We start from the raw sequence: 17,496 nt of genomic DNA on the forward strand, positions 1-17,496 counted from the left end.
GCCAGACGCGCCGAGTTGGAGCCGTCGCAGGATCGGCCGGGTGACGCCGTCGGCGTCACCCGGCCGATCGAGGATCAGCTGTGCCGGGTCCGGCGACGCGGGCGCTCGCCGCCGCCTTCGCCGCCGCCCTCGCCACGCTCCGGGCCCCGGCTGCCGCGCTCGCGGTCCCGGTCGCCGCGGTCGCGCGGACCCCGGTCGCCCCGGTCCCGGCCGCCCGGACGCTCGCCACCGGCCTCCTCGGCGGCCGGCGCCTCGGCGCCCTCCGGGCGGACCTTGTCCAGGTAGATCTTGCCGCGCTGGTCGATGTCGGCGATCTCCACCTCGACCTTGTCGCCGACGTTGAGGTAGTCCTCGACCTTCTCGACCCGCTTGCCGTCGCCCACCTTGGAGATGTGCAGCAGGCCGTCGCGGCCGGGCAGGAGCGAGATGAAGGCGCCGAACGGGGCGGTCTTCACCACGGTGCCGAGGAACCGGTCGCCGACCTTCGGCAGGGTCGGGTTGGCGATCGCGTTGATCCGCTCGACCGCGGCCTGGGCCGACGGACCGTTGGTCGCGCCGACGTAGATCGTGCCGTCGTCCTCGATGGAGATCTCGGCGCCGGTCTCGTCCTGGATGGCGTTGATGGTCTGGCCCTTCGGGCCGATCACCATGCCGATCTTGTCGACCGGGATCTTGACGGTGGTGACCCGCGGCGCGTAGTCGCTCATCGCGGCCGGGGCCTCGATCGCGGACTGCATCACGTCGAGGATGGTCTGCCGGGCCTCGTGCGCCTGCTGGAGCGCGGCGGCCAGCACGTCCGACGGGATGCCGTTGAGCTTGGTGTCGAGCTGGAGCGCGGTGACGAAGTCCCGGGTGCCGGCGACCTTGAAGTCCATGTCGCCGAACGCGTCCTCGGCGCCGAGGATGTCGGTCAGCGTCACGTACTGGGTCTTGCCCTCGACCTCGTCGGAGATGAGGCCCATGGCGATGCCGGCGACCGGGGCCTTCAGCGGCACACCGGCCGAGAGCAGGCCCAGCGTCGAGGCGCAGACCGAACCCATCGAGGTGGAGCCGTTGGAGCCGAGCGCCTCGGAGACCTGCCGGATGGCGTACGGGAACTCCTCGCGCGACGGCAGCACCGGGATCAGCGCCCGCTCGGCCAGCGCGCCGTGGCCGATCTCGCGCCGCTTCGGCGAGCCGACCCGGCCGGTCTCACCGGTGGAGTACGGCGGGAAGTTGTAGTTGTGCATGTAGCGCTTGGACTTCTCCGGGGAGAGGGTGTCCAGCGCCTGCTCCATGCGCAGCATGTTCAGCGTGGTGACGCCCAGGATCTGGGTCTCGCCGCGCTCGAAGAGCGCCGAGCCGTGCACCCGGGGCAGCACGCCGACCTCGGCGGTCAGCGGGCGGATGTCGCGCGGGCCGCGGCCGTCGATGCGGACCTGCTCGCGCAGCACCCGGCTGCGGACCTCGGACTTGGTCAGCGAGCGGAAGGCGGCGGAGAGCTCCTTCTCGCGGCCCTCGAAGCGCGGCCCCAGCTCCTCGGCGACCCGGGCCTTGATCCGGTCCAGGGCCTCCTCGCGGTCGTGCTTGCCGGCGATCTTCAGGGCCTCGGCGACGTCGGCGCGGGCCAGGTCGGCCACCGCCTCGTACGCGTCGTCCTGGTAGTCGAGGAAGACCGGGAACTCGGCGACCGGCTTGGCGGCCACCTCGGCCAGCTCGCTCTGCGCCCGGCACAGCTCGCGGATGGCCGGCTTGGCGGCCTCCAGGCCGCTGGCGACGACCTCCTCGGTCGGGGCGGGGGCACCGCCGGCGACCAGCGCCACGGTGTGCTCGGTGGCCTCGGCCTCGACCATCATGATCGCGACGTCGCCGTCGGCCAGGGCACGGCCGGCCACCACCATGTCGAAGGTGGCCCGGGCCAGCTCCTCGTGGGTCGGGAAGGCGACCCACTGGCCGTCGATGTGCGCCATCCGGGTGGCCCCGATCGGGCCGGAGAACGGCAGGCCGGAGAGCTTGGTCGACATCGAGGCGGCGTTGATCGCCACGACGTCGTACGGGTGCTGCGGGTCGAGCGCGAGGACGGTCTCGACCACCTGGACCTCGTTGCGCAGGCCCTTGACGAAGGACGGGCGCAGCGGCCGGTCGATCAGCCGGCAGGTGAGGATGGCGTCCTCGCTGGGCCGGCCCTCGCGGCGGAAGAACGAGCCGGGGATCCGGCCCGCGGCGTACATCCGCTCCTCGACGTCGACGGTCAGCGGGAAGAAGTCGAACTGCTCCCGCGGCTGCTTGCCGGCGGTGGTGGCGGAGAGGACGACCGTCTCGCCGAGCTGGGCGATGACGGAGCCGGCGGCCTGGCGGGCCAGCCGGCCGGTGGAGAAGGTGATCTCACGGGTGCCGAAGGACCCGTTGTCGATCACGGCGGTGCGGGATTCGGTGCCGAGGTTGGTCTCGGTCATGGTGCTGTCGTGCTCCTTCGCGTCGGGGGTCCACGACACGGGAGCTACTCAGACGGCCGGTCTTCGATCGAAGCGCCCGGGTGGCCGGCACGATGCCGGGGTGCCCGGGGGCCACTACCGGAGACCGGTACGCTGACCGGCTCCCTCTCGGGTGGTCGCGTGACCCGGTTCTTTCTGTGGTACCGGAACGGGGGAGCGGCCGCAGGCCACTCCCCCGTCACGTCACCGGCGCAGGCCGAGCCGCTCGATGAGCGACCGGTAGCGGTTGATGTCCTTCTTCTGGACGTAGTTGAGCAGCCGACGGCGACGGCCGACCAGCAGCAGCAGCCCACGGCGGCTGTGGTGGTCGTGCTTGTGCACCTTCAGGTGCTCGGTGAGCTCGGCGATCCGCTTGGTGAGGACCGCGACCTGGACCTCCGGCGAACCGGTGTCGCCCTCGGCGGTCGCGTACTCCGCACGGATCTTGGCCTTGGCTTCCTGGTCGAGCGCCATGTTCTCCCTGTTTCGTGGGTCGTTCGATGAGGTCCGTCGGAGCGGTCGCAGCGACCGGGGGGACGGACCGGCTCCTCGCACCCGCGGCGTCGTGCAGGCAGGCGAGGCCCCGCGTCGGTCAGCCGACGTCCCTGCCAGACTACCAGCCCGGTCGGGAACCACCCGGTGAAGGGCCAGGTGCCGGTTTCGGCCGGGTCAGCCGAGCGCGCGGCGGGTCCGCTCGACGTCCTCGCCGATCTGGGCGATCAACGGCTCGATCGCGTCGTACGTCCGTTGTTCGCGCAGATGCGCCACGAAGTCCAGGGCCAGCCGCTCGCCGTACAGGTCGCCGGTGAAGTCCAGCGCGTACGCCTCCACCCGGCGTTCCCGCCCCGAGAAGGTCGGGTTGGTGCCAATCGAGACCGCCGCGGCCAGGGGCTCCCCGCCGCGGCGCACCAGCCGGGCGGCGTACACCCCGTCGGCGGGGATCGCCGCGTACCGGTGGGTCAGCAGGTTGGCGGTGGGAAAGCCCAGCTCACGCCCGCGCTGGTCGCCGCGGACCACCACGCCCTCAACCCGGTGCGGGCGGCCGAGCGCGGCGGCCGCCGCGGCCACGTCGCCCGCGTCGACGCAGGAGCGGATGTATGTGGAGGAGAAGACCGTCCCCGCCTCGGCGACCAGCGGGCCGCTCTCCACCCCGAAGCCAAAGGTGCGGCCCAGCCGTTCCAGCAGGGCCACGTCGCCGGCCGCCCGGTGCCCGAAGCGGAAGTTGCCGCCGACCATCACCAGCGCGGCGTGCAGGTGCTCGACCAGGATGTCGTGCACGAACTCCTCGGCCGGCAGCCGGGAGAACTCAGGGGTGAACGGCACCACGCAGAGCACGTCGGCCCCGAGCGACTCGATCAGCTCCGCCTTGCGGGCCGGCTCGGTGAGCACCGCCGGGTGCGACCCGGGACGGACCACCTCCGCCGGATGCGGGTCGAAGGTCAGCACCACCGACCGGACGCCCAGTTCGCGGGCGCGGGCCACGGCGTGGCCGATGATGGCCTGGTGTCCCTTGTGCACGCCGTCGAAGACGCCGATGGTGACCACCGAGCGCCCCCAGCCCCCGGGCACCGCCTCGTACCCCCGCCACCGCTGCATACCGTTCCTCCGCTCCTCCCCTGGTCCCGCACCGGCCGAGGCTCGCCGGCCCGGGGGCCGGTGGAGCGCCGTCACGCCGGGGCCAGCACGATCTCCGCGCGGGCCCGCCCGGCCCGCTCGCTGACGATAGCGATCAGCCCGCCGTCGGGGCCGAAGACCGCGTACGGTCCGGCGATGCCGGCCGCGCCGAGCGGGCCGCCGTGGGCGAGCGTGCGCGCCTCGTCCGGGGTGGCGTCCCGGCGCGGGAAGAACCGCTCGGCGGCCGCGTCCAGCGGCAGGTTGACCACGTCGGGCGCGCGCTGCTCCAGCGCGTCGAGGGTCGCCGCCTCGGCCAGGGTGAAGCCGCCGACCGCGGTCCGGCGCAGCGCGGTCAGGTGACCGCCGACCCCGAGCGCGGCGCCCGCGTCCCGGGCGATGGCCCGGATGTACGTCCCGGACGAGCAGGTCACGTCGACGTCCACGTCCACCACGCCCGGGACGTCCCGGCGGACCGCCAGGACGTCCAGCCGGGAGATGGTGACCCGCCGGGCGGGCAACTCCACGATCTCCCCCTCGCGGACCCGCTTGTACGCCCGCTGGCCGTTGATCTTGATGGCGCTGACCGCGCTGGGCACCTGGTCGATCTCGCCGGTCTGGGCGGCGAGTGCGGCCCGGATCGCGTCGTCGGCGACGGCGCCGGCCGGGGTGGTCGCCACCACCTCACCCTCGGCGTCGTCGGTGATGGTCGCCTGGCCGAGCCGGATCGTCGCGGTGTAGCTCTTGGCGGCGCCGATCACGTAGGTGAGCAGCCGGGTGGCCCGCCCCACCCCGATCACCAGCACCCCGGTCGCCATCGGGTCGAGCGTGCCACCGTGCCCCACCCGCCGGGTCCGCGCCAGCCGCCGGATCCGCGCCACCACGTCGTGGGACGTCATCCCGCCCGGCTTGTCGACCACGATCAGACCGTCTGTGCTCACGACGGCCAAGCCTGCCAGACCACGGTGATCGCACGCGCGGGGGATACCGCCCTGCTCGGCCGGAACGCCAAGATCATGCGACCGGGCAGGAACGGGGTCGCGCGGTCGACTCCGCTGCGGCAGACTTCGCGCGCCCCCTCGCACCCTCAGGAGTCCTCGTGACCAACCCGCCGCCGTCGCACCACCACCGCCCCCGGGTCGACCTGCCCGACTGGATGCGCAACCCGGAGCCGCCGCGGCGCACCCTCGGCCGCCGGGTCTCCGGATTCGTCGACGGCGTGCCGGCGCTGCGGGCGGCCCGGCACCGGCTGTGGGCGTGGCGGGACCGGAGCCGGTTCAGCGAGCGACACCCGGTGGTCTCCGCGATCGTGTCGTTCGTCGTCGTCGCGGTGGTGGCGACGTGCCTGGTGGTCGGCACGCTGTACCTGTTCTACAAGATCGCCCACGACCGGTCCTGAGCGGCCGGAAACCGGGCGGCGCAGTGGGCGGCCCGGCTGGGAAGATCCCCCCGCCGCCCCGCGGCGCCTTTCGCCCTCGCCGCACACCCTGGGACGCCTGATGACCACCGAGGAACCGACCGCCCCGCCCGCCGACGTCGACCGCCCCGCCGTCGCGACCCGCGACGGCTCCGTCCGGCTACCCAGTTGGATGAGTGGACAGGACGCGGCCGAGCCACTCACCCGCGGGGAGCGCGCCCGGCTGGTCTGGGCCCGGCATCGCGGGAAGCTCCTGGTCGGCTTCGTCATCCTGCTACTGCTGGCGCTCGTTGGCGGCACGGCGGTCCTCGGGCACCTCACGGTCGAGCGGATCCGCGCCGGCACGCAGCCCTCGGCGTCCCCGCTGTCCTCGGCGTCCCCGCTGCGCTGACCCAGGTGCGGAAGGCCCTCGTCTCACCGGACCGCGCCGACCACCGCCCAACCGCCGGAGCGCAGCCGTAGCAGCAGCGCGACCAGCCGGAGCACCACGAACAGCATCAGCCCGGCCCAGATCCCGCCCAGCCCGAGGTCGAGCCCGTAGGCCAGCCAGATCGCCGGCAGGAAGCCGCCCAGCGCCGCCACGATGGTGAGGTTGCGCAGGTAGCGGACGTCGCCCGCGCCGATCAGCACGCCGTCGAGGGCGAAGACGACCCCGCCGATCGGCTGCAGCGCGACGAACCACGGCCAGGCGAGCATCGCCTGCTCGCGTACCTGCGGGTCGGAGCTGAACCACGACGGCACCAGGCCGGCGCCGGCGGCGATCAGCACCGCGAACGCCACGCCGCAGGCACCGCCGAGCAGGGCGATCCGGCGGGCGAGGGCGCGAGCGCCGGCCGCGTCGCCGGCGCCGAGCGCCGCGCCGATCAACGCCTGCGCGGCGATCGCCAGGGCGTCGAGCACCAGGGCGGTGAAGAACCACAGCTGTACGGCGATCTGGTGGGCGCCGACCGCGGCGGCGCCGAACCGGGCCGCGACGGCGGTGGCGGACAGGAAGCTCGCCTGGAACGCGACGCCCCGGATCAGCAGGTCCCGGCTGAGCACGAGCTGCTGGCGGATCAACCGGGGTCGGGGGCGCAGGGAGATCCGCTCGCGGACCAGCGCGGCCGCGAACAGGCCGCCGGAGAGGGTCTGCGCGATGGCGTTCGCCACCGCCGAGCCGACCAGCCCGAGCCCGACCGGATAGACGAGCAGCGGGCAGAGCAGCGCGGAGAGCAGGTTGGGGGCGAGCACGAAGAGCAGCGGGCGCCGGGTGTCCTGGATGCCGCGCAGCCAGCCGTTGCCTGCTGCGGCCACCAGCAGGCCGGGCGCGCCGAGCGCGGCGACCCGCAGCCAGCCGGCGGCGGCGTCGGCCACCTCGCCCGGGCCGCCGACCAGGGTACGCGCCAGCCACCCGCCGCCGACCTGCATGGCGAGTGCCACCAGCACGCCGACGCTCAGGGCGAGCCAGGACGCCTGCACGCCCTCGGCCACCGCCGCCGCCCGGTCCCCCGCGCCGAACCGCCGGGCCGACCGCCCGGTGGTCCCGTACGCGACAACGGTGCCGAGCCAGGCGGTCAGCGTCAGCACCGTGCCGCCGACGGCGAGCGCGGCGAGCGGGACGCGGCCCAGGTGCCCGACCACCGCGGTGTCGACCAGGACGTAGAGCGGCTCGGCGGCCAGCACCACGAGTGCCGGCAGGGCGAGCGCGGCGATCCGGCGGGGCGAGGCGGCGGGCGACCCGGTGGCGGGGGCGGCGGTCTGACTCATCGCCGCCGATCCTGGCACGCCCCCAGTAAGGAACGCAACCAACCCCATCACTTACCAACCCGCCGCCCGGCCGCACGTTGATCATGACGTTGGCGGCGCTGTCGATCTCCGCAACCGCCGCCAACCTCATGATCACCGCAACGGGGTGGGGAGGGTGGCGAGCCAGCGGCGGGTGTCGGCGCGGGTGCGGAGGCGGATCACCGGCACCTCGGGGGCATGGGCGGCGACGGCCGCGTAGACCAGGGGTCGGGATCGGCGGGGGTACTGCCACACGTACCGGAGGAACTGGAGGTCGACCTGCTCGGGACAGCCGTCCGGCAGGTCGGGCCGGGGCTTGGCCCGGTAGGCCCAGCGGCGACGCAGCACCCGGACGAGGCAGAGCAGCCAGGGCGGGTCGCAGAGCACCAGCAGGTCGGCAGGCGGCAGGCGAAGATCGAACGTGCTGCGATAGTTGCCGTCCATCACCCAGGCGGGGCGGGCGGCCAGCGCGGCGACCTCCGCCCGGAAGTCGGCGTCGGTGGCAGCGACCCAGCCGGGCCGCCAGTAGTGGCGGTCGAGGTGGATCAGCGGGAGGCCGAGCCGGCGGGCGACCGCACGGGCGAGCGTGCTCTTGCCCGCGCCCGAACTGCCGACGATCAGGATGCGGCGCACCGGGCGACGGTAGCCCCCGCCCGGGCGTACGCGGAACCGGGCGACCGGAACGACGGCGGTGGCGCGGCGGCTACCGCGCCACCGCCGGACGGCCCGCCGTCACTGACGGGTGTCCATCGACGTCTGCAGCGCGCGGCGCAGCTGCTCGCGCGCCTCGTCGTTGGCGGTCTCGGTCTTCGGCTTGCGCTTGGTGGCCATGGGAGTTCCCTTCCAGGGTGCGGACCACCGACGGCCGGTGGACGCGTCTGACGCCGCGCCGGGACCTGGAGCCGTCGGTCCTGCTGAACGCCGGGCCAGCGGTCCGGGATCACCGGAGCGGCTCGCCTGGCAGCGTGAGCCCGGGTCGGTCTGACCCTGGAGGGAGGCGGCACCGGATGTGGCCCCACCGCCCGCGACCAGCGCCGAAGCGCCGGCCCTTCCCTAAATTAACGTTCACTTTCCAGCTGCTGCCCACTGTTCCCGGGATACGGACACGATGGGGTGGACCGGGCCGATCAGCGGGCCAGGAAGTGCCAGCCGAGCCACCACCAGAAGCCGAGGAACCCGATCCGCCCCACCGGCACCGGCCCGACCTCGTAGCGCATCACGAACGCGCAGACGTCGGCCAGCGACGGGATCTTGGAGCCCTCCCGCCGGGCGGCCCACTCGACGGCCGCGAACAGCACCAGCGCGGTCAGGAAACCGCCGATCGCCAGGGCGCGCATCATCGGCGTACCAGCCCCCAGAACGCGGCGAGCCAGGCGAACCAGGCCGCCGAGCGGACCAGGTGGTCCTCCAGGAACGGGTCGGCCAGCAGGGAGAAAGTGGGAAAGTCGTCCCCCATCGACAGCACGAAGGTGGTTCCCTCGAACACCCCGAAGACGGTGACCGGCACCAACCACCAGGCCGCCGCCGGTGGCAGCCGGTGTGGCGCGGGTCGGCGGGGCACCCGGTTGCTCAGGCCGATCCAGATCAGCGCGCCGCCGGTGCCCAGGGTGTAGAGGTTGGCCTGGGCGGAGAAGGACGGCAACTGCCCGCCGACCAGGGAGAGGCAGATCAGCACCGGCACGGAGACGACGGGACGGTCCCAGGCTCGGGGCGCCTCGGCGGTGAGCTCTCGAGGGTGATCCATCACCCGATTGTCCCCACCGTCACGGAACGCCGGAAGACCACCACGCCCCGGAGTCGCCCCTGATATCAGGCTGTCAGCAGCGCCCCGTCCAGCTCGGCACGGATCCGGTCCACCACCTCGTCGACCGTGCCCCGCCCGGTGAAACCGGCGGCGAACCGGTGCCCGCCGCCGCCCAGCACCACCGCCACCCGGCTCACGTCCACCGCGCCCTTGCTGCGCAGCGAGACGGCCCACTCGGCGGCGGCCACCTGCTTGACCACGCAGCTCACGTCCGCCTCCGCGGTGCACCGGACCGAATCGATCAGCGCCTCCAGCACGTACGCCGGCTGGCCGTACCGGGCCAGGTCGTCCTGGGTGGCGTAGGTCCAGACCAGCCCGCGCCCGGCGGCGGCCGCCGGTTCCAGCCGGGCCCGGCCCAGCACCTCGCCGAAGAGCCGGACGGCGCCGAACGGGCGGGTGTCGAAGATCCGCCGGGAAATGTCCCCGGGACGGATGCCGGTGGCCAGCAGCCGGGCCGCCATCCGGTGCACGTCCGGCGTGGTGGCCTCGAAACGGAACGAGCCGGTGTCCGTGCTCAGCGCCACGTAGAGGCAGGTGGCGATCTCGGCGTCCAGCGGCACCCCGAGCCGGTCCAGCAGCCCCTCGGCGACCACCGAGGTGGCCGCCGCGTGCGGGTCCACCAGGTGGATGCCGCCGAACCGCGTGTTCGACGCGTGGTGGTCCAGCACCAGCGCCGCCCCCGCCTTGTCCAGCCGGTCGACCAGGTCACCCAGCCGGGACTCGCTCGCCACGTCGAAGCAGATCACCAGGTCCGGGTCCGGGTACGCGTCGTCCTGCGGCACCAGCAGGTCGAGCCCCGGCAGCCAGCGGAACGGCTCCGGCACCTCCGGCGGACCGGGGAAGGTCGCCTGGAGGTGCCGTACGCCCCACCGGCGCAGGCCCAGCCCGAAGCCGAGCATGCTGCCCAGCGCGTCGCCGTCCGGGTTGACGTGACAGATCAGCAGCACCCGCGCGTCGGCGGGAAGCCCGCGTACCGCCGCGAGGGCGGCCGCCCAGTCGGTGTCGGTCGGGCCGGCACCGGCCGGCGTACCGCCCTCGGCGGGAGAGGTCACGGGCGGTCGCCGCCGCGCGGCTCGTCGTTCTCGGTCTCCTCGTCCTCGACGTCCGAGTCCTCCTCCAGCCGGTACGGCTGCGCCTCGCCCGCGTACTGGGCGCCGGCCGCCAGGCGCTGCACCTCGGCGTCGGCGGTGCGGGCCGCCGCGAGCAGGTCGTCGATGTGCTTGACCTGGTCCTGCACGTCGTCGAGGACGAAGGTCAGGGTCGGCGAGTGGCGCAGCCCGAGGGCCTTGCCGACCGTGCTGCGCAGCATGCCCTTGGCGCTCTCCAGCGCGGCGGCGGTGCTGGCCTGCGCCGCCGCGTCGCCGAGCACCGTGTAGAAGACGGTGGCGTCGCGCAGGTCGGCGGTGATCCGGGCGTCGGTGATGGTGATCATTCCGAGCCGGGGGTCCTTGATCTGGCTCCGCACCACCGACGCGACCAGTTCACGGATGCGCTCCGCGTGCCGGCGTACCTTGGCCGGATCCGTCATGTCCCCCACCTCCAGGGCTTCCCGCTCCCGGCCGGAGACGACGGCGCGGGCGCCGCCGGGTCCGACCGCCCAACAACTCGAACACTACCCGCGCGATCGCGGACCTCGCGCGGGGCCGCCGGTGCAAGGAAGGGCCCCGGGCAACGCCTGCGGCAGGGCACTGATCCGGGTAGCCGCCCGCCGTCCGTGGCGGTCAGTCCTCCGCCCCGTAGAGGCGCCGGCGGACCGACAGCAGCTCGGCCTCCGGACGGGCCGCCACCAGGCGCTCGCACGAGTCGAGCACCTCGCGGACATGCGACGCCTCGGCGGCCACCACGGCCACCCCGATCTCGGCCCGGCCGTGCAGGTCGAGCGACCCGACCTCGGCGACCGAGACCTCGAACCGGCGGAGCGCGGCGACGATCGGCCGGACGTACGACCGCTTGGTCTTCAGGGACCGGGAGTCCCCCGGCAGCAACAGGTCGAAGTGCGCGGTTCCCGTATACACGGCGAGCAACGGTACGGCAGCGCCGCCGGCCCGGTCACCCGTTTTCCGCCGGCACGACCGCCACCAGCACATCCCGGTCGATCGCCTGGTCGACCCGGTGCGCCAGGTCCCGCCAGCCGGGCCCGTCGACCACCCGCAGGCCGGCCCCGGCCAGCACCGCCTCGGCCGCCGCCCGCGGTGCCACCTGGGTGTTCCAGGAGAGCCCGAGCGCCCCACCGGGACGCAGCAGCTCCCGCCAGACCGGTACGGCCGCGGTGAGCAGGTCCAGCGGGCTGCGGGACAGCCCCTGCTCGGTGCGACTGCCGTGGGTCACCCCGTACGGCGCGTCGGTCACGATCACGTCGGCGCAGCGCGGGCGCAGCACCTCCCGGGCGCGGGTGGTGTCGGCGTGCAGCACGGTGACCCGCTGGGTCGCCCCGGCCCGGTGGTCGTCGCGGGACGGCGCGAGCACCGCCTCAAAGCGCCGGGCGATCAGCTTGCGGTCCCGGCGTACCGGCACCGTCTCGGCGGTGTGCTTGAGCCGCTTACGGCGCAGCCAGGTACGCAGGAACGCCCCGTACGCGTCCACGTCCTTGCCGTCGTGCTCGACGCCGATCCCGTCGTAGCCGTACATCAGCGCCTGGTTGAGGGTGGTGCCGCGGCCGCACAGCGGGTCGAGCACCACCAGCTGCCGGTCCAGCATGCCGCCGGCCGAGGCGGAGGCGAGCAGGGTGACGTTGAGCAGCAGCCGGGTGAACTGCTCGTTGGTCTTGCCGGCGTACTTGGGGATGGTGATCAGGTCCGAGTCGTACCGGGCCAGCGGGTGCAGCGGCACCGGGCGGAGCAGGTCGTCACCCACCCGCTCGAACAGCGCGTACGCCGCCGACAGGTTGGCCAGGTACGCCAGGTCCCGCCCGCCCAGCCCGGGCACGGGCGCGCCGAAGGTCAGGTACTCCACCCCGCCGATCCGCTCCACCGCGGCGTCGACCGGCGCCGTGTCGAGGACCCCCGCGCCGGCGAACACCTCCAGTTCGGCGCGGGCCAGCCGGCCGGCCGCGTCGGCGTAGACGCGGTTGGCGGAGGGGGCGAGGAGCAGCGCGTACCGGAACACGCCGGAGATTGTCGCAGCCGGCGCAGACGGCGACGGCCGGGGCCCACCGGGCCCCGGCCGTCGTTCGTTCACGCCGCTCAGGCGCGCGGCTTCTCCCGCATCTCGAAGGTCTCGATGATGTCGCCGACCTGGACGTTGTTGAAACCGCCCAGCGTCAGACCACACTCGAAGCCCTCGCGGACCTCCGTCGCGTCGTCCTTGAACCGCTTGAGGGAACTGATCGTGAGGTTGTCCGCCACGACCGCCCCGTCCCGCAGCAGCCGCGCCTTGGCGTTGCGGCGGATGAGGCCGGACCGGACGATGCAACCGGAGATGTTGCCGATCTTGGACGAGCGGAAGACGTCGCGGATCTCCGCGGTGCCCAGCTCGACCTCCTCGTACTCCGGCTTGAGCAGCCCCTTGAGCGCGGCGTCGATCTCCTCGATGGCCTGGTAGATGACCGTGTAGTACCGGATCTCCACGCCCTCGCGGTCGGCGATCTCGCGGACCTTGTTGGCGGCCCGCACGTTGAAGCCGATGATCGTGACCGCCTCGGACGAGGCGCTCGCGAGCATGACGTCGCTCTCGGTGATCGCACCCACGCCCCGGTGGATGATCCGCAGCTGGACCTCCTCCGGGATGTCGAGGTTGAACAGCGCGTCCTCGAGGGCCTCCACGGAGCCGGAGCCGTCGCCCTTGAGCACCAGGTTGAGCGAGGTCTTCTCGCCCTCCTTGAGCTGCTCCATGAGCGTCTCGAGGGTGGCCCGGCCACGGGAGTTGGCGAATGCCGCCGCCCGCCGTCGCGCCTGCCGCTGCTCGGCGATCTGCCGCACGGTCCGGTCGTCCTCGGCGGCCAGGAAGGTGTCACCCGCACCTGGCACCGTGGTCAGACCCAGCACCATGACCGGACGCGCCGGGCCGGCCTCGTCGACCGGCTTGCCGTTCTCGTCCAGCATGGCCCGGACCCGGCCGTGCGCCCCACCGGCGACGATCGAGTCGCCGGCCCGGAGGGTGCCCTTCTGCACCAGCACGGTCGCCACCGCACCACGGCCCTTGTCCAGGTGCGCCTCGATGGCGACACCCTGCGCCGGCCCGTCGATCGGAGCGGTCAGCTCCAGCGACGCGTCGGCGGTCAGCAGCACGGCCTCGAGGAGCTCCTCGATGCCGATACCGGGCTTGGCCGCCACGTTGACGAACATCGTGTCGCCGCCGTACTCCTCGGCGACCAGGCCGTACTCGGTCAGCTGCTGGCGGACCTTGTCGGGGTTCGCCTCCGGCTTGTCGACCTTGTTGACCGCGACCACGATCGGCACGTCCGCCGCCTTGGCGTGGTTGAGCGCCTCGATGGTCTGCGGCATCACGCCGTCGTCAGCCGCGACCACCAGGATCACGATGTCCGTCACCTGGGCACCACGGGCACGCATGGCGGTGAACGCCTCGTGACCCGGGGTGTCGATGAAGGTCACCGCGCGTTCCTCGCCCTCGTGCGGGACGTGGACCTGGTACGCGCCGATGTGCTGGGTGATGCCACCCGCCTCGCCGGCCACCACGTTCGCCTTGCGGATCGCGTCGAGCAGCTTGGTCTTACCGTGGTCGACGTGACCCATGACGGTCACCACCGGCGCACGGCTGACCAGACGGTCCTCCGACACCACCGCGTCGAGGTCGATGTTGAACTGCGCGAGCAGCTCGCGGTCCTCGTCCTCCGGGCTGACGATCTGCACGTCGAAGCCGAGGTGCTCACCCAGCAGCAGCAGGGTGTCGTCGGAGCACGACTGGGTCGCGGTCACCATCTCGCCCAGGTTGAACATCTCCTGGACCAGCGAACCCGGGTTGGCGTTGATCTTGTCGGCGAAGTCCGACAGCGAGGCGCCACGGGACAACCGGACGACCTGACCCTGACCCCGGGGGGCACCCGAGGACATGGTCGGGGCCGACAGGTTGTCGAACTCCTGTCTGCGCTGCTTCTTCGACTTGCGGCCACGGGTCGGCCGGCCACCCGGACGCCCGAAGGCACCCGCGGCGCCGCCGCCACGGCCACGACCGCCACCACCCGGACGACCGGCGCCACCGGCCGGGGCGCCCGGACGGAAGCCGCCACCGGCACCGCCACCGCCGCCGGGACCGCCGCGGTAGCCACCGCCACCGCCACCGCCGCCGGGACCGCCGCGGTAGCCACCGCCACCGCCGCCACCACCGGGACCGCCGCGGAAGCCGCCGCCACCACCACCGGGACGACCCGCGCCGCCGCCACCGGGACGACCCGCGCCGGGGCCGCCGGGGCGACCCGGGCGCTGGCTCGGCATGGAGGCCGGGCTGGGCCGCGGGGGCATCGAGGCCGGGCTGGGCCGCGGCGGCATCGAGGCCGGACTCGGCCGGGGACCGCCCGCACCGGCGGCCGGGGGCCGCTGCTGCTGACCGCCCTGGATGCCGAACGGGTTGTTACCGGCGCCGCGCGCCGGCGGACGACCGCCGGGCCGCGCGCCCGGACCCGGGGCCGGCGCACCGGGACGACCGGCGGCCGGGGAACCCGGACGGGGCGGCACGGCACCCGGACCCGGACGCGGGCCGGGACGGGGACCACCCTCGGTCGGGGGCTCCCGGCGAACGTTCTCACGCTGCTGCTGGCGGGCGGCCTGGGCGGCCTTGACCGCGGCCTCCTGCTCAGCCTTCAGCGCGGCGGCTCGCGCCTCGGCGGCGGCCACCTCGATGTCGTGCGCGCTCGCCGGCTTGGCCACCGGCTGCGGCGGACCCGGAACCGGACCCTTGGGCTTCGGCCCAGGGGTCGGGGTCGGCCGCCGCGGCGGCATGGGCTTGGCCGACACCCGGGGAGCACCCGGGGTCGGGGACGGGGTCGGGGTGGGCGCCGGGGTGGGCGCGGCCGCCGGGGCGGCCGGCGCCGACGAACCGGCGGACGCCACGAACGCGCTACGCAGCCGTCGGGCGACGGGCGCCTCGACGGTGCTGGACGCGGACTTCACGAACTCGCCCATCTCCTTGAGCTTGGCGAGAACGGTCTTGCTTTCGACCCCGAGCTCCTTGGCGAGCTCGTGTACGCGGGCCTTTCCTGCCACTGCACTCCTCACTCCGAGGTCGTGCGGGCAGCACCCGCAGCGACCTCACTCGTGCACTTGAAGCCTGGTCATTTCTGCGACTTCATCGTGTGCTCATGTCGGTCGTCCTACCTTGCTAGCGACCCGCGACCGGTCGGGTTGACCGGTCGTCGGGGATGGCGCGTCAACGTGCTCCGCCAGCGCACCGTGATCGATGACCCCGGTGATGCGCAGTGCCCGCCCGAAGGCGCGGCGCCGCACCGCTTGCGCGAAGCAGGCCGGATCCGGGTGCATGTTTGCTCCCCGACCCGGCAGTCTGCGGGCCGGATCGGGCCGGAGGCTGCAATGACCAGCCTCGTCACCGACCGCGACGATCCGCAGCAACTCGCTGGCCGGCGCTCGCTTCCGGCAGCCCACACAGGTGCGCTCCGGCAGCGCGCGTCGTGCCACTGGAGGAAGTCTACCCCTAGCTGCTCGAGATCGCTCCGCCCGGCTCGGGTACGTGATCAGCTCCGCTCCGGCCGGGGGCGGCGGTCTGCTCCGCGTCGGAACGGATGTCGATCCGCCAACCGGTCAACCGGGCCGCAAGCCGGGCATTCTGCCCTTCCCGGCCGATCGCCAGGGAGAGCTGGAAGTCCGGCACGGTGACCCGCGCGGTCCGGGTGAGCGGGTCGACAACCTCCACCCGCAGCGCCTTGGCCGGAGAGAGCGCGTTCCCGACGAAGGTGGCCGGGTCCTCCGACCAGTCGATGATGTCGATCTTCTCACCGTGCAGCTCGCTCATCACCGCCCGGACCCGCTGGCCCATCGGGCCGATGCAGGCACCCTTGGCGTTGACGCCGGGCGCGGTCGAGCGCACCGCGATCTTCGTACGGTGACCTGCCTCACGGGCGATCGCGCTGATCTCCACGGTCCCGTCGGCGATCTCCGGCACCTCGAGGGCGAAGAGCTTCTTCACCAGCGCGGGGTGCGAACGGGACAACGTGATCTGCGGGCCACGCATTCCCTTGGCCACGTGCACCACGACGCAGCGGATCCGCTCGCCGTGCGCGTACCGCTCGCCGGGGACCTGCTCGGACTGCGGCAGGACGCCCTCCAGCTTGCCCAGGTCGACGGTGACGATGCCCTTCTCGGCGCGCGCCTCGTGCGCCTGCACCACGCCGGTGACCAGGTCACCCTCGCGGCCGACGTACTCGCCGAGGTGCACCTCGTCGGTGGCCTCCCGCAGCCGCTGGAGGATCACCTGCTTCGCCGTCATGGCCGCGATCCGGCCGAAGTCGTGCGGGGTGTCGTCCCACTCCCGCACCACGCTGCCGTCGGCGTCCACCTCCTGGGCGTACACCGAGGCGGCCCCGGTCTTGCGGTCGATCTCCACCCGGGCATGCGGCTCGGCGCCGTCGGTGTGCCGGTAGGCGGTCAGCAACGCGGTCTCGATCGCCGCGAGGATCGTGTCGAACGGGATCTCCCGCTCGCGCTCCAGTGCGCGCAGCGCCGCGAGGTCGATGTTCACCTCTCCTCGTCCTCCACATCATCTTCGTCGTCGATGTCGGTTTCATCGTCTTCGTCAGCCTCGCCGGCCGCGTCGACCTCGTCCGCCTCGTCGATCTCGTCGAGGCGGCTGAACTCCACCTGGACCCGGCCGGGCCCGAGCTCGGCGTATCGGTACGCCACCCGCCCGGCGTCGGTCTCCAGCACCACGCGCTCGTCGTCGGCCTCGACCACCCGGCCGGTGACCTGCCGGTCTCCGGCGGTCCGCTGCTCGGGCACCCCCGCCGCGCCGCGCACGGTCACCTTGACCAGCCGGCCGACGTTGCGCCGCCAGTGTCGGGGCAGGGTCAGCGGCCGGTCCACCCCGGGCGAGCTGACCTCGAGCTGATACTCGCCGGCCACGAGGTCGCCGCCGGCCTCCTCCGCGGCGTCCAGTGCGGCGGAGACCGCCCGGGAGACGTCCGCGACGGCGTCCAGGTTGATCCCGCTGTCGGCATCCACGATCACGCGGACGACGTGCCGCCGGCCGGCGCGGGAGACGGAGAGGTCCTCCAGGTCGTACCCGGCGGCGGTGACCACCGGCTCGATCACCTCGCGCAGCCGGGCCCGGCGGGCGCTCAGATCGCCGCGGGGCGCGCCGCCCCGACCCCCGGCACGGGGGCCGTCGGCCCGGCGGGGTCGCCCGGCGGGCCCCGTCGGCCTGGTGGCACGGCCACGCTGCGTCATCTGGCGCACCTCTCTGCTGTTCCAACGGGCCGCCCGGCCCGTCATGTCTGCTGTCCGGCGGGGCATTCGTCCCGCCATGCCGGCACGCCACCGGGG

At 73.7% G+C, this 17,496-nt stretch carries 18 protein-coding genes; 2 read left to right on the forward strand and 16 right to left on the reverse strand.

Annotation, left to right across the window (positions count from 1 at the left end):
* Window positions 1–74: 74 nt before the first annotated feature.
* The 4 genes from ABZ783_RS01285 to truB all read right to left on the reverse strand — a co-directional run bounded on the left by ABZ783_RS01285 (window position 75) and on the right by truB (window position 5,005).
* Entirely contained in the window at window positions 75–2,435 is a 2,361-nt protein-coding gene (locus tag ABZ783_RS01285; protein ID WP_357433546.1) for a polyribonucleotide nucleotidyltransferase, read from the reverse strand.
* A 222-nt stretch (window positions 2,436–2,657) separates the two neighbouring features.
* Window positions 2,658–2,927: a 30S ribosomal protein S15 gene (gene rpsO / locus ABZ783_RS01290; RefSeq protein WP_043962418.1), complete on the reverse strand. Its 270-nt coding sequence runs from the start codon at window positions 2,925–2,927 to the stop codon at window positions 2,658–2,660.
* A gap of 195 nt (window positions 2,928–3,122) precedes the next feature.
* Window positions 3,123–4,049, reverse strand: a complete 927-nt coding sequence (locus ABZ783_RS01295) for a bifunctional riboflavin kinase/FAD synthetase (protein WP_073832593.1) — start codon at window positions 4,047–4,049, stop codon at window positions 3,123–3,125.
* A 71-nt stretch (window positions 4,050–4,120) separates the two neighbouring features.
* A complete protein-coding gene (gene truB / locus ABZ783_RS01300; protein ID WP_357433549.1) occupies window positions 4,121–5,005 on the reverse strand; it encodes a tRNA pseudouridine(55) synthase TruB in 885 nt (294 codons plus the stop codon).
* A 158-nt stretch (window positions 5,006–5,163) separates the two neighbouring features.
* On the opposite strand from truB, the gene ABZ783_RS01305 reads away from it, so the two are divergent.
* The gene (locus tag ABZ783_RS01305; RefSeq protein ID WP_357433551.1) at window positions 5,164–5,463 is read left to right on the forward strand and encodes a hypothetical protein; all 300 of its coding nucleotides are present in this window, start codon (window positions 5,164–5,166) and stop codon (window positions 5,461–5,463) included.
* A gap of 100 nt (window positions 5,464–5,563) precedes the next feature.
* Window positions 5,564–5,872, forward strand: a complete 309-nt coding sequence (locus ABZ783_RS01310) for a hypothetical protein (protein WP_357433553.1) — start codon at window positions 5,564–5,566, stop codon at window positions 5,870–5,872.
* A gap of 23 nt (window positions 5,873–5,895) precedes the next feature.
* On the opposite strand, the gene ABZ783_RS01315 is transcribed toward ABZ783_RS01310, so the two are convergent.
* The 12 genes from ABZ783_RS01315 to rimP all read right to left on the reverse strand — a co-directional run bounded on the left by ABZ783_RS01315 (window position 5,896) and on the right by rimP (window position 17,400).
* A complete protein-coding gene (locus ABZ783_RS01315; RefSeq protein WP_357433555.1) occupies window positions 5,896–7,227 on the reverse strand; it encodes an MATE family efflux transporter in 1,332 nt (443 codons plus the stop codon).
* Between the two features lie 132 nt (window positions 7,228–7,359).
* On the reverse strand, window positions 7,360–7,878 hold the full coding sequence (locus ABZ783_RS01320; RefSeq protein ID WP_357433557.1) for an AAA family ATPase: 519 nt from the start codon (window positions 7,876–7,878) through the stop codon (window positions 7,360–7,362).
* A 494-nt stretch (window positions 7,879–8,372) separates the two neighbouring features.
* On the reverse strand, window positions 8,373–8,582 hold the full coding sequence (locus tag ABZ783_RS01325; RefSeq protein WP_357434290.1) for a DUF6186 family protein: 210 nt from the start codon (window positions 8,580–8,582) through the stop codon (window positions 8,373–8,375).
* Window positions 8,582–8,989 (reverse strand): hypothetical protein, encoded by a 408-nt coding sequence (locus ABZ783_RS01330; protein WP_073832587.1) that lies wholly within the window; start codon window positions 8,987–8,989, stop codon window positions 8,582–8,584. The genes ABZ783_RS01325 and ABZ783_RS01330 overlap by 1 nt, the downstream gene beginning before the upstream one ends.
* A gap of 65 nt (window positions 8,990–9,054) precedes the next feature.
* Window positions 9,055–10,101 (reverse strand): bifunctional oligoribonuclease/PAP phosphatase NrnA, encoded by a 1,047-nt coding sequence (locus tag ABZ783_RS01335; RefSeq protein ID WP_357433559.1) that lies wholly within the window; start codon window positions 10,099–10,101, stop codon window positions 9,055–9,057.
* The gene (gene rbfA, locus ABZ783_RS01340; RefSeq protein ID WP_357433563.1) at window positions 10,098–10,577 is read right to left on the reverse strand and encodes a 30S ribosome-binding factor RbfA; all 480 of its coding nucleotides are present in this window, start codon (window positions 10,575–10,577) and stop codon (window positions 10,098–10,100) included. The genes ABZ783_RS01335 and rbfA overlap by 4 nt, the downstream gene beginning before the upstream one ends.
* Before the next feature lie 193 nt (window positions 10,578–10,770).
* On the reverse strand, window positions 10,771–11,064 hold the full coding sequence (locus ABZ783_RS01345; RefSeq protein ID WP_357433565.1) for a DUF503 domain-containing protein: 294 nt from the start codon (window positions 11,062–11,064) through the stop codon (window positions 10,771–10,773).
* A gap of 34 nt (window positions 11,065–11,098) precedes the next feature.
* Complete coding sequence (locus tag ABZ783_RS01350; RefSeq protein ID WP_357433567.1) at window positions 11,099–12,154, reverse strand: SAM-dependent methyltransferase; 1,056 nt, start codon at window positions 12,152–12,154, stop codon at window positions 11,099–11,101.
* 77 nt (window positions 12,155–12,231) lie between these two features.
* Entirely contained in the window at window positions 12,232–15,207 is a 2,976-nt protein-coding gene (gene infB / locus ABZ783_RS01355; RefSeq protein ID WP_357433569.1) for a translation initiation factor IF-2, read from the reverse strand.
* A gap of 93 nt (window positions 15,208–15,300) precedes the next feature.
* Window positions 15,301–15,636 (reverse strand): YlxR family protein, encoded by a 336-nt coding sequence (locus ABZ783_RS01360; protein WP_357433571.1) that lies wholly within the window; start codon window positions 15,634–15,636, stop codon window positions 15,301–15,303.
* 16 nt (window positions 15,637–15,652) lie between these two features.
* On the reverse strand, window positions 15,653–16,696 hold the full coding sequence (nusA, locus tag ABZ783_RS01365) for a transcription termination factor NusA (RefSeq protein WP_073832581.1): 1,044 nt from the start codon (window positions 16,694–16,696) through the stop codon (window positions 15,653–15,655).
* On the reverse strand, window positions 16,693–17,400 hold the full coding sequence (gene rimP, locus ABZ783_RS01370) for a ribosome maturation factor RimP (RefSeq protein ID WP_357433573.1): 708 nt from the start codon (window positions 17,398–17,400) through the stop codon (window positions 16,693–16,695). Before rimP ends, nusA begins: the two co-directional genes overlap by 4 nt.
* Window positions 17,401–17,496 lie beyond the last annotated feature (96 nt).

It is taken from the genome of Micromonospora sp. NPDC047738, assembly GCF_040642675.1.
Lineage (GTDB): Bacteria > Actinomycetota > Actinomycetes > Mycobacteriales > Micromonosporaceae > Micromonospora.

Bases quoted from the DNA above. Each gene is read 5' to 3' on its own strand.
- ABZ783_RS01325 (WP_357434290.1), bottom strand. From the start codon at position 8,582: ATGCGCGCCCTGGCGATCGGCGGTTTCCTGACCGCGCTGGTGCTGTTC.
- rpsO (WP_043962418.1), bottom strand. From the start codon at position 2,927: ATGGCGCTCGACCAGGAAGCCAAGGCCAAGATCCGTGCGGAGTACGCG.
- ABZ783_RS01330 (WP_073832587.1), bottom strand. From the start codon at position 8,989: ATGGATCACCCTCGAGAGCTCACCGCCGAGGCGCCCCGAGCCTGGGAC.
- ABZ783_RS01285 (WP_357433546.1), bottom strand. From the start codon at position 2,435: ATGACCGAGACCAACCTCGGCACCGAATCCCGCACCGCCGTGATCGAC.
- ABZ783_RS01295 (WP_073832593.1), bottom strand. From the start codon at position 4,049: ATGCAGCGGTGGCGGGGGTACGAGGCGGTGCCCGGGGGCTGGGGGCGC.
- rimP (WP_357433573.1), bottom strand. From the start codon at position 17,400: ATGACGCAGCGTGGCCGTGCCACCAGGCCGACGGGGCCCGCCGGGCGA.
- rbfA (WP_357433563.1), bottom strand. From the start codon at position 10,577: ATGACGGATCCGGCCAAGGTACGCCGGCACGCGGAGCGCATCCGTGAA.
- ABZ783_RS01315 (WP_357433555.1), bottom strand. From the start codon at position 7,227: ATGAGTCAGACCGCCGCCCCCGCCACCGGGTCGCCCGCCGCCTCGCCC.
- ABZ783_RS01310 (WP_357433553.1), top strand. From the start codon at position 5,564: ATGACCACCGAGGAACCGACCGCCCCGCCCGCCGACGTCGACCGCCCC.